Annotated in this window: 9 protein-coding genes, 1 tRNA gene and 1 pseudogene; 2 read left to right on the top strand and 9 right to left on the bottom strand. The window is 72.5% G+C overall.

Annotated elements, in window-relative coordinates; genetic code table 11:
• Positions 1-109: 109 nt before the first annotated feature.
• The 4 genes from ABD198_RS29730 to ABD198_RS29715 all read right to left on the bottom strand — a co-directional run bounded on the left by ABD198_RS29730 (position 110) and on the right by ABD198_RS29715 (position 5,413).
• Positions 110-901 carry a S16 family serine protease gene (locus ABD198_RS29730; protein WP_344007690.1) on the bottom strand — a complete coding sequence of 264 codons (792 nt, stop codon included), beginning with the start codon at positions 899-901 and terminating at the stop codon, positions 110-112.
• A 145-nt stretch (positions 902-1,046) separates the two neighbouring features.
• Positions 1,047-1,688, bottom strand: coding sequence for an IclR family transcriptional regulator (locus ABD198_RS29725; RefSeq protein ID WP_344007688.1), 642 nt, complete (start codon positions 1,686-1,688; stop codon positions 1,047-1,049).
• A gap of 272 nt (positions 1,689-1,960) precedes the next feature.
• Positions 1,961-3,760: a DEAD/DEAH box helicase gene (locus ABD198_RS29720; protein ID WP_344007687.1), complete on the bottom strand. Its 1,800-nt coding sequence runs from the start codon at positions 3,758-3,760 to the stop codon at positions 1,961-1,963.
• Positions 3,761-3,949: 189 nt separating this feature from the next.
• Positions 3,950-5,413, bottom strand: a complete 1,464-nt coding sequence (locus tag ABD198_RS29715) for an MFS transporter (RefSeq protein ID WP_344007686.1) — start codon at positions 5,411-5,413, stop codon at positions 3,950-3,952.
• Between the two features lie 184 nt (positions 5,414-5,597).
• On the opposite strand from ABD198_RS29715, the gene ABD198_RS29710 reads away from it, so the two are divergent.
• A tRNA-OTHER gene (locus ABD198_RS29710) sits at positions 5,598-5,695 on the top strand.
• An 85-nt stretch (positions 5,696-5,780) separates the two neighbouring features.
• Here ABD198_RS29710 and ABD198_RS29705 read toward each other — a convergent pair.
• Both ABD198_RS29705 and ABD198_RS29700 read right to left on the bottom strand, forming a co-directional pair.
• The gene (locus ABD198_RS29705; protein WP_344007684.1) at positions 5,781-6,227 is read right to left on the bottom strand and encodes a hypothetical protein; all 447 of its coding nucleotides are present in this window, start codon (positions 6,225-6,227) and stop codon (positions 5,781-5,783) included.
• Positions 6,224-6,490 (bottom strand): hypothetical protein, encoded by a 267-nt coding sequence (locus tag ABD198_RS29700; RefSeq protein WP_344007682.1) that lies wholly within the window; start codon positions 6,488-6,490, stop codon positions 6,224-6,226. Before ABD198_RS29700 ends, ABD198_RS29705 begins: the two co-directional genes overlap by 4 nt.
• 31 nt (positions 6,491-6,521) lie before the next feature.
• Between ABD198_RS29700 and ABD198_RS29695 the strand changes: the two are divergent.
• A pseudogene (locus tag ABD198_RS29695) lies at positions 6,522-6,617 on the top strand (3-oxoacyl-ACP reductase); the annotation flags it as partial.
• A gap of 24 nt (positions 6,618-6,641) precedes the next feature.
• Here the strand turns inward: ABD198_RS29695 and ABD198_RS29690 are convergent.
• The 3 genes from ABD198_RS29690 to ABD198_RS29680 all read right to left on the bottom strand — a co-directional run.
• Positions 6,642-7,148: an SUKH-4 family immunity protein gene (locus tag ABD198_RS29690; RefSeq protein WP_344007680.1), complete on the bottom strand. Its 507-nt coding sequence runs from the start codon at positions 7,146-7,148 to the stop codon at positions 6,642-6,644.
• A gap of 151 nt (positions 7,149-7,299) precedes the next feature.
• Positions 7,300-9,606, bottom strand: a complete 2,307-nt coding sequence (locus ABD198_RS29685) for a xanthine dehydrogenase family protein molybdopterin-binding subunit (protein WP_344007678.1) — start codon at positions 9,604-9,606, stop codon at positions 7,300-7,302.
• On the bottom strand, positions 9,603-10,781 hold a 1,179-nt coding region (locus ABD198_RS29680; RefSeq protein ID WP_344007676.1), incomplete at its 5' end, for a 2Fe-2S iron-sulfur cluster-binding protein. The genes ABD198_RS29680 and ABD198_RS29685, both read right to left, overlap by 4 nt.

The raw sequence follows: 10,781 nt of genomic DNA, 5'->3' as shown, positions 1-10,781 counted from the left end.
ACCGACAACGGCGGAATCTTCGGACCCGGACGACTCATACCGAACCAACGACGAATCTCCGACTCAGGTCACTAGCGGGCACCGCGAGGGCTTCGGGTGGGCTCAGGGCTCAGCAGCTGGGGACCTTGCCCGTGCCCTTGTCCAGCGCGGCCAGCGCGTCGACGGCGCCCTTGAGGGTGGTGACCGGGACCAGCCGCAGGCCCTTGGGCAGCTCGGCCTTCGCGTCGGCGCACTCCGCCCTGGGCACCAGGAAGACGGTGGCGCCGTCCCGGCGGGCGGCCTGCGTCTTGAGCGGCACGCCGCCCACGGCACCGACCTTGCCGCTCGCGTCGATGGTCCCGGTGCCGGCGACGACCCGGCCGCCGGTGAGATCGCCCCCGTCGCCGTCGCCGTCGAGCTTGTCGACGATGCCGAGCGAGAACAGCAGCCCGGCGCTGGGGCCGCCGACGTCGGCCAGCTCCAGCTTGACGTCGATGTCCTTGTCGTCCAGCTTCAGGTAGTTCAGCGCGGCCGCGGTCGCCTCGTCCTGCGACTTCTTCATCTGCGCGCGGTTGTACTGCTGGATCTCCCGCGTGGTGTCCCCGGTCGGGTAGACGGAGTCGCGCGGCATCACCGCCTGATCGGTGCGGAACCAGCTGTCGATCACCTCGGGCAGGGTGACGCGGGTGTCCGGGGAGGTCGCCTCGATCGTCGTCATCCGCAGCTGCCCGCTGGTCTTCCGCACGGGCGCCCCGGAGATCGTGATCACCTGCGTCCCCTTGTTCTTGCCGAGCACATCGGCCGTCATACCGGGCTGGGCGACGGAGAAGGGCAGCGGTGCGAAGGCGGCGGTGGCCAGCAGGGCGACGACGGGGGCACCGCACACGGCGATCGCCCGGGGACGCGAGAGACGAGAGAGCACAAAGTCAATCTAACTTGCGCCCCGTACGCAGCCGCGGGCAGTCGCACGTACCCCCACTACGCAACTGCGGGCAGTCGTGCCGGCTTGCGTAGCTGCGGGCAGTCGCGCCGCCACGTAGCTGCGGGCAGTCGCGCCGCTGGGGCCGTCAGCGCAGTGCCTCCGCAACCTCCCGCGCCGCTTCCACAACCCGGGGGCCGACCCGCTCCGGCACAACCTCCGCCAGCATCACGACCCCGACACTCCCCTCGACCCCCGTCACCCCCAGCAACGGGGCCGCAGCCCCGCAGGCCCCCGCCTCCAACTCCCCATGCGTCAACGTGTACCCGGGATCCCCGTTCGGCTGCTGCCTCGCCGCGAGTATCGCCTTACCCGCCGCTCCCCGGTCCAGCGGATGCCGGAACCCCGCCCGGTACGCCACGTGATAGTCCGTCCACGACGGCTCCACCACCGCGACCGCCAGCGCCTCCGCCCCGTCCACCAGCGTCAGATGCGCCGTCGCCCCGATGTCCTCCGCCAGCGACCGCAGCGCCGGCATCGCCGCCTCCCGCACCAGCGGATGCACCAGCCGCCCCAGCCGCAGCACCCCCAGCCCCACCCGGGCCCGTCCGCCCAGATCACGACGTACAAGGGCATGCTGCTCCAGCGTGGCGAGCAACCGGTACACAACGGTACGGTTCACGCCCAGCTTCTGGGAAAGCTCGGTGACGGTCAGCCCATGGTCCGTATCGGCCAGCAGCTTGAGGACACGCAGTCCCCTGTCGAGCGTCTGAGAGGTCTCCGCGGTCACGACGCCCACTCCTTAGTGGTGAGGTCGGCGACCCCCTCGCTGTCGATGCGTCGCCGAGTCCCGGTCGGAGACGCGCTACAGAGGCCGCCGATCGGCCGGCGGCCCGGTCGTTTCCGGGCACAGTCGCTTCACGGCTGCGCTCCGCGGCGACGCTGCCACGGGGCGTGTGCGTAGCGGGACAGTAGCGAGCCTGTTCGGCCAGCGGAAGGCTCCGTCCAGAATCCGGTCATGGAAGTTCAGGATTGAGCGAACTTTGACCGCATAAGTCCCCGTCACCGCATGCGCGTGGCCCACTCCTGCACCTTGGCGATCCGCTGCCTCAGCTGCCCCGCCGTGGCCTCGGCGGCGGGCGGCCCGCCGCAGACCCGGCGCAGCTCGGTGTGGATCACCCCGTGCGGCTTGCCGCTCTGGTGGACGTAGGCGCCGACGAGGCTGTTGAGCTTGCGGCGCAGCTCCATCATCTCCTTGTGGGAGACCACCGGCCGCCGCTCGGCGGGCAGTTCGAGCAGGTCGGCCTCCTCGGCGGGCTTCCTGCGGCTGTGCGCGATCTGCCGGGCCTGCCGCTTCTGCAGCAGCAACTGCACCTGGTCGGGCTCCAGAAGGCCCGGAATGCCCAGGTAGTCCTGTTCCTCCTCGCTGCCGGGGTGGGCCTGCATGCCGAACTCGGCCCCGTTGTACATGACCCGGTCGAAGACGGCGTCGGACTGAAGCGCCTCGAACGGCAGCATCTCCTGCTCGCCGGTGTCCTCGTCCTGCTGCTTGTTCGCCTCCTCCATCTCCTTCTCGGACTCGGCGTACGGGTCCTCCTCGCCGTCCTTCTTCGGCTTGTCGAGCACATGGTCGCGCTCGCGCTCCATCTCGTTGGCGAAGGAGAGCAGGTCGGGGATGGTCGGCAGGAACACGGACGCGGTCTCGCCGCGCCGCCGGGACCGTACGAAACGGCCGACGGCCTGGGCGAAGAACAGCGGGGTGGAGATGGTGGTGGCGTACACGCCGACGGCGAGGCGGGGCACGTCGACGCCCTCGGACACCATGCGGACGGCGACCATCCAGCGGTCGTCGCTCGCGCTGAACTCGTCGATCCGCTTGGACGCGCCGGCGTCGTCGGAGAGCACCAGCGTCGCCTTGTGGCCGGTGATGTCCCGGATGAGCTTGGCGTAGGCGCGGGCCGCCTCCTGGTCGGAGGCGATCACCAGGGCGCCCGCGTCGGGGATGGCCTTGCGGACCTCGGTCAGCCGCTGGTCGGCGGCGCGCAGCACGGCCGGCATCCACTCGCCGCGGGGGTCGAGCGCGGTGCGCCAGGCCTGGCTGACGGCGTCCTTGGTCATCGGCTCGCCGAGGCGGGCCTCGATCTCGTCGCCGGCCTTGGTGCGCCAGCGCATATTGCCGCTGTAGCTGAGGAAGATGACCGGGCGCACGACGCCGTCCGCGAGGGCGGAGCCGTAGCCGTAGGTGTAGTCGGCGGCGGAGCGCCGGATGCCGTCGTCGCCCTCCTCGTACGTGACGAAGGGGATGGGGTTGGTGTCCGAGCGGAACGGCGTACCGGTCAGCGCGAGCCGCCGGGTGGCCGGCTCGAACGCCTCCAGGCAGGCCTCGCCCCAGGACTTGGTGTCACCGGCGTGGTGGATCTCGTCGAGGATGACGAGGGTCTTGCGCTGCTCGACACGGTTGCGGTGCAGCATGGGGCGGACGCCGACACCGGCGTAGGTGACGGCGACGCCGTGGTACTCCTTGCTCAGCGGTCCGGCGCTGTACTCGGGGTCAAGGCGGATCCCTATGCGCGCGGCCGCCTCGGCCCACTGCTTCTTCAGATGCTCGGTCGGTGCGACCACCGTCACCTGCTGCACCACGTGGTGGTGCAGCAGCCAGGAGGCCAGCGTCAGGGCGAACGTCGTCTTACCGGCGCCGGGGGTCGCCACGGCCAGGAAGTCACGCGGCTGCTCCTGGATGTACTTGTCCATGGCGGCCTGCTGCCAGGCACGCAGCTTGCTGGCGGTTCCCCAGGGGGCCCGCCCGGGGAAGGCGGGTGACAGGTGGTGCGAGTGCGACGGGGTGCCGGCGGTGGTAGTCACGGTCTCCGTGGGGGTCGAGCGGCTACGTATGACAACCGGGCCACCCTACCGGCGGCCCGCCGCCCGTCATGCGCGGACGCCACCGCACCCCTCGCGGGTGGGACCGACATCACAGCCGTGCGGGCTCGCCTCCTCTGCCTCTTGCCCTTTGCCCCCCTCTACTCCTTTACTCCCCTTTGCTCGCCTTGCTCACCGGACTCGCAGCCGGGTCGTCACCCACACCCCGAGCAGCGCCACCGCGGCCATCGGCAGGAACACGGCGGCGAACGCGGCCGGATGGGAGCCGGTGATCGCGCCGGCCTGGCCCGCCGCATGACTGACCGCGCCGCCGCCGAGCGCGGCGAAGGCCGCACCGCCCGCGGCGAGGAGCAGGGTGTTGGACAGTCCGTCGGAGATCTGCAGGGCGGCGGAGTTGGTGCCGGCCTCCTCGGGCGGGGAGAGCTTCAGCAGCAGCACGCTGCTGGAGGAGATGACCAGCCCCATCCCGAAGCAGCCGAAGGCCCAGGCGACGGCCACCGTCCAGGCGGGCACTGCCTGGATCAGCACGCTGGGGGCGGCGGCGATGCCTGCGGCCACCAGCAGCATCCCGAAGGTGGTGAGACGTTCCCGGTACGCCTCGAGCCGGGGCCGTGACTGCACCCACGAGCCCAGCGCCCAGGTGACGCCGCCCGCCGCGAGCGAGAACCCGGCGAGGGTCGGGCTGAGCCCCCGCTGGGTGACCAGCATCAGCGGCACGAAGGACTCCGCGGAGATGAAGGAGCCCGCGGCGAGACCGCGCAGCAGCACCACCGAGGGCAGGCCGCGGGCGGCCCGGTAGGTGCCGCGCGGCAGCAGCCCCAGCGCGGCCGGCACCAGCAGCGCAAGCCCGGCGGCGCCCGGCAGCAGCGAGAACCAGCGCAGGTCCTGCGCCGCGTACTGCAGCAGCCCCGCGCCCACCGAGATCCCCAGCGCCAGCTTGATCCTCCGGCGGTCGAACGAGGCCTGCTCCGCCCCGCCCTCCCCCGGGTCACCACCGACCGGACCGGCGGCCTTCCGCCGTATCTGCGGCAGCGCCAGCCCCAGCGGGAGCAGCACCAGCACCGGGATGCCGAGGAACACCCAGCGCCAGCCGATGTGTTCGGTCACCGCCCCGGAGGCCAGCGGGCCGACGATCGAGGGCACCACCCAGCTCGCCGCGAACGCCGCCATGATCGCCGGACGCAGCCGCTCCGGATACGCCCGCCCGACCACGACATACAACGCGACGATCACCAGCCCGCCGCCCAGCCCCTGCACGGCCCTGCCGAAAATGAACGGCCACATCGACACCGCCGTCCCCGCCAGCAGCAGCCCGGCCGCGAAGGCGGCGATCCCCGCGGTCAGCGGCCCGAGCGGCCCGCGCCGGTCCGACCACTGTCCGGAGAGCACCATGCCGAACAGGCTGGTTGTGAAGAACGCGGAGAACGCGAAGGCGTACCGCGACACCCCGTCCAGCTCCCGCGCCGCCACGGGCATCGCCGTACCGACGGCGGTCGCCTCGAAGGCGATCAGCAGGACGACGGACACGATGCCGATGCTGAGCGCCCGGTACGACCGGCTCAGCACGGTGTCCTGGGGCTCCATGGCCAAGGCGTCGGCGGCGACATCGGTGTCACGCGGTTCAAGGGCACTCATGCCCGCCAGGGTAAGGGCCAAGCACCCCGTTGACCCCTGTCCGGAGGCGGTCCCCCCTCTCCTCCCTTGGTCCTACTTCCCGAGCCCCTTCCTTTCATGAACAGCACATGGCAGTCCCATTGCAGGCACCCCGCTTCCCTTGAGCCCGCCATCACCGGACTCGTACGGTCGAAGCACCGACCAAGGCCGTGTGCCCGAGTGGCTGAGGGACTCGCCTGCGCAGCATCCATCAGCGAGCTCCGCTCGCGGCGAGGTACGCGGGTTCGATTCCCGCCACGGCTTCTGATCGTCTGACCAGGCGCAACGAAGGGGCGGCGTCTCTGCTGGTGCCGCGCAAGGCCCGGTGCGCTCTTCCTCTTCCGATGGGTCACACCTTTTCCACTCGCACGGGGTGGCCGGCGAGGAGCTGGTTCATGTCGTCGGTGTCGGATGTGAAGACCGTGGCCTGCGCACCCTGTGCGCCTTCCCGGACGGCAACGGCCGCGAGAACGGCGTCGATTGCGTACTTGTGGCCGTGCAGGCCGGCGGCCTTCAGCATGTCGCGAGCCAGGGCGATCACCTGATCGTCCGTGTGCACAAGGCGGATCCGGGACAGAGCCCAGTTCCACAGCGCCTGCTTCGACCCCTCACGCGGGTCCCAGGCCTCCAAGGTCGTGAGCGACGCGGTGATGATCGGGATGTCGAGCCGCGGAGCAGCCTTGATCAGCGCGGTGATCTCCCGGTCCCCGTGAACCGCCTTGGAGAGAGCTTCCGAGTCGAAGACGAAGACGCGCTGTCTCGGCCGGTGCAGCTTCGCCCGAGCGGTGCGGCTCACGCGGCCTCGTCCGAACCCGAGCGCTGTTCGTCATGCCAGCTGTCGACGGCGGCGATCCGTTCCAGCGCCGCCTGCTGTTCCTCGTCCGTCAGCGAACCGTGCTCCTCCTCCAGACGATCCGCCAACTCGCGCAGCCGGTCCATGGCGTCCTGATGTGCCGCGGCGGCGGCGATATAGCCGGACACCCCACGCGCGTCGACCCGCTGCTTGATCGATTCCACCAGCTCTTCGGGCACGGTGATGGTGATCTTCCGAGTGGCCATACTTCGAGTATGCCAGACGGCGAAGTGGTGTGAGGACGTGGCCGGTGTGGTGGCCTTCCTGGCGTCCGACGATGCGCGGTGGGTGACGGGGCGGGTCGTAGACGCCACCGGTGGTTCAGGTCTGTGACGTCGGCAGCGGCAGGGGCGAGAGCTACGCCGGTTCGATGCCGGCCACTGCGCCGGGGGTCGTTCTGCGGTGGAGGAGCCAGAGGGCGAAGGCGAGGGTGGCTACGTCGGCGTTGAGGGGGCGGAGGGTGGTGGTCCAGTCGTTCCAGTGCAGGATTTCGCCCGTGGTGCCGTGGACCAGGAGGCTGTTGCCGTCGAGCAGGGAGCCGAGGCGTATGAGGTGGTCGGCGTCGGAGGGGAGGGACGGGGGCAGGAACCGGAAGCCGTCCCCGTAGTCGCAGGCGTGGGCGTAGTACTCCGTGAGGGTGCGCAGCGGGAGTTCGGTGTCCAGGGCGAAGATGCCGCCGTCCTCGGGCAGGCCCGTCTCGCTCAGGAAGCGGCGGGTCGGCTCGTGGGTGAGCGTGGCGGGGAAGTCGACCTCCTCGAAGCGGAAGACTCCGCCGCGGCCGAACTCCCGCGCCAGGGCGAGCGAGAAGGACGTGCCGGTGCGTCTCGTCAGGGCGGCGATGCCCGTCGTTCCCGTCGTGGTCATGAGTCCCCCGTGGTGCATGTGCTCGGCTGCCGTCACCGGCGTTTCGCACATTACGCGCCGCCACTGACAACGGCCTTCACCACAACAGACGCACGAGGGGACAAAGACGTTGCCCCCAGTCCCAGGAAGCCCCGAGGAGGGCGGGGCCGGGTCAGCCGTTGGTCACCACTGCCGCCTGGGGGCGGATGGGGAGGCGGTTGACCGGGCGGCCGGTGGCGGCGCGTACCGCGGAGGCGATGGCCGCCGGGGACGTCACCACCGGGACCGCGCTGACCGCCTTCGCGCCGAAGGGGGCCACCACGTCCCGCTCCTCCACCAGCTTCACGATGTGGATGTCGGGGGCGTCCAGGGCCGTGGGGAGGGCGTAGCCGGTCAGGTCGGGGTGGCGGATCACACCGCGCGGGGTGCGCAGGTTCTCGGTGAGGGCCACGCCCACGCCCTGGGTCACGCCCGCCTCGATCCGCGCGGCCAGCTGCGCCGGGTTGAGCACCCGGCCCACGTCCTGGGCGACCGCCAGCTCCACCACCCGTACCGAGCCCAGCTCGATGTCGACGTCGACGACGGCCCGGACGGCGCAGAAGGACATGCCGACGAAGGCGTCGCCCTGGCCGGCCTCGTCCAGCGGCTCCGTGGGGTGGGGGCGGCACTGGGCGGTGGCCCACAGCTCCTTGCCGTCCAGCGCCTCGGCGACGGTCGTGGACAGCACCCCGTCGTACGAGGTGATCTTGCCGTCGGTGATCTGCAGCAGCTCCGCGGACATGCCGAACTTGTGGGCGAGCGGCTGGAGCAGCTGGGTGCGGACCATCTTCGCCGCGCGTTCCACCGCACCGCCCGACACCCAGGTGTGCCGGCCCCGGCAGCCCGCGCCGGCCGGCGGCTGGTCGGTGTCCACCGGCGCGACGTGCACCTCCTCGACGCCGAGCGTCTCCTGGACGATCTGCCGGGCCAGCGTGGAGAAGCCCTGGCCGGTCTCGACGGCCGCGCACAGCACGGTCGCCACGCCGCCCTGCACCTTCACCGTGGCCGTGGACACCTCGTCGGCGCCCTCCGCGCCCAGCATGTGCACCATGCCCAGGCCGTAGCCCACGCCGCGGCGCACCGCGCCCGGTTCGCCCGCGCCCTCGGGGCCGCCGGGCAGCAGCCACTCCTCCTCGGGGGTGTCCTTGGGCAGCGGCGGCAGCGGGTGGTCACGCACGGCCTGCAGCAGCTCCGCCACCGGGGCCGGGCAGGTCACCGTCTGGCCGGTGGGCAGCACGTCGCCGGTGGCCATGGCGTTGCGCAGCCGCAGTTCGGCCGGGTCGATGCCGAGCTTCTTGGCGAGCTTGTCCATCTGCGCCTCGTGGGCGGCGCACACCTGCATCGCGCCCTCGCCGCGCACATGGCCGGACGGCGGGTTGTTGGTGCGTACGGCCCAGCCCTCGATGAAGGCGTTGGGCACGACGTACGGGCCGCAGGCGAAGGCGACGGCGGCGGCCAGCGCGTCGGAAGAGGTGTCGGCGTAGGCGCCCGCGTCGAGCAGGATCTGCGCCTCGACCTTGACCAGCTTGCCCTCGCTGTCGGCGTGGTGCCGGTAGCGCAGCAGGGTGGGGTGCCGGTGGGTGTGGCCGAGGAAGGACTCCTCGCGGGAGGCGGCGAGTTTCACCGGGCAGCCGGTCTTCATCGCCAGCAGCCCGAGCGGGAGCTGGAAGCTGCGGTCCTCGCGGTCGGCGGTGGCTCCGGGGACGCCGGTGACGACGACCTTGACGCGTTCGGGCTCCAGGCCGTAGCAGGCGGCGGCGGTGTCCCGGTCGGCGTGCGGGTCGGTGGACGCCAGGTACAGCTCCACGCCGCCGTCCGGGCGCGGTACGGCGAGTCCGGCCTCGGCGCCGATGGGGGCGGGGTCCTGGCGGCCGATGCGGTACGCGCCCTCCACCACGATGTCGCCGACCACGTCGGGGTCGCCGTGGCGCAGCGGGATGTGCCGGATCAGGTTGCCGTCGGGGTGCAGCGGCTCGGCCTCGAAGGCCTGCTCGGGGTCGGTGACCGGGTCGAGCACCTCGTACTCGACGATCACGGCGGCGGCGGCCATCCGGGCGGTGTCCGGGTGGTCGGCGGCGACGGCGGCGATGGGCTCGCCGTGGTGGCGCACGATCTCGGAGGCGAACACCGGGCGGTCGGCCTTGCCCCGGCCGTAGACCGGCTCGCCGGGCACGTCCTCGTGGGTGACGACGGCGCGCACCCCGGGCATCGTGCGCGCGTGGCTGGTGTCGATGGACAGGATGCGCGCGTGCGGGTGGGGCGAGCGCAGCACGGCCGCCCACAGCAGGCCCTCGGCCCACAGGTCGGCGGCGTACGGGAAGGTGCCCTCCGTCTTCGCGCGGGCGTCGGCGGGCGGCACGGAGGCCCCGAGTCCGTGCGGGATGGTCTCCGGCTCGGTCAGTGCCTCGGCGGCCCGCGCGGTGGCTGCTGCGTTGCTCACGCCTGGCCTCCGTCCTGGCCGTAGGGCTGGTCGTACGGGGGCTGGAACGCCGACGGGTTGACGCCGCCGGCGCCGGGGCCCGCCTGGTGCGGGATACGGGGCTCGTCCGCCTCGGCTCCCGGCTCGGACTCGGGTGCGGTGGACGCGGCGAGGGCCTCGCGTTCGGCGACCACCTGCTTCACGGCGTCCACCACGCCCCGGTAGCCGGAGCAGCGGCACAGGTTGCCGCAGAGCGCCTGGCGGGTCTCCAGGTCGGTCGGCGCCGGGTTGCCCTCGAGCAGGTCGTGCACGGTCATCGCCATGCCCGGCACGCAGAAGCCGCACTGCACGGCACCGCACCGGGCGAGCGCCCGCTGCACGTCGGAGGGCTGCCCGTCCTGGGCGAGCCCCTCCACGGTGCGGACCTCGCTGCCGGCCGCGGTGACCGCCGGGACCAGGCAGGAGGCGACCAGCCGCCCGTCGACCTGCACGTTGCAGGCGCCGCACTCGCCCTGCGAGCAGCCGTCCTTGGCGCCCGCGAGGCCGAGCCGCTCGCGCAGCACGTAGAGCAGCGACTCGCCGATCCAGGCGTCGGCGACGGGTCGGTCGGTGCCGTTGACGCGCAGCACGTAGGAGGCGAGGGGGTGGTCGTCGTACACGGGCGCGGGGAGCTGGTCCTGCGCGGGTGGTGCGCCGTCGGAGACCTCGCCGTCGGTACCGTCCCCGTCCTGCGGGCGGGAGCCGGCGTCGGGGGCCTGCTCGTCCGACGGGCGGCTGTCGGGGGTGGTCCCGTCCGTGCGCTCGCCGTCACCGGGGCGGTCGTCCGGCTCGTTCTGAGCCCGCGGCCGGCCGTCCTGGGCGGGCGGGGCGTCCTGTTCACGGCCCTGGTGAGCGGCCTCGGCGGACGCGCCGGACGCACCGGGTCCGCCGCCGGGGCGTGCGGCGTCCTGCGGGTGCTCGCGGGACTCGCCGCGGCCGCCCTGGGCACCCGGCTCCTGGTGCCCCTCGGGCCGCCAGTGCGGCTCGCCGGAGGGCGCGGAGTAGGGCTCGGCGGCGCGCTGCTGAGGCGCCTGGGGCTGCCGGGCCCCGGCGTTCCCGTCCTGCGCGCGGTCGTCCGGCCGCCCGGCCTGGTCGCCGGGCGCGCCCTGCGCGGGGTGGCCGTCGTGTCCGCGGCCGGTGCCGTCCTGCGCGGGCGG

The organism is Streptomyces thermocarboxydovorans (genome assembly GCF_039524635.1).
GTDB lineage: Bacteria > Actinomycetota > Actinomycetes > Streptomycetales > Streptomycetaceae > Streptomyces > Streptomyces thermocarboxydovorans.
Note: the sequence above shows the minus strand (reverse complement) of the source record. Positions and strands in the feature narration are given on the sequence as shown.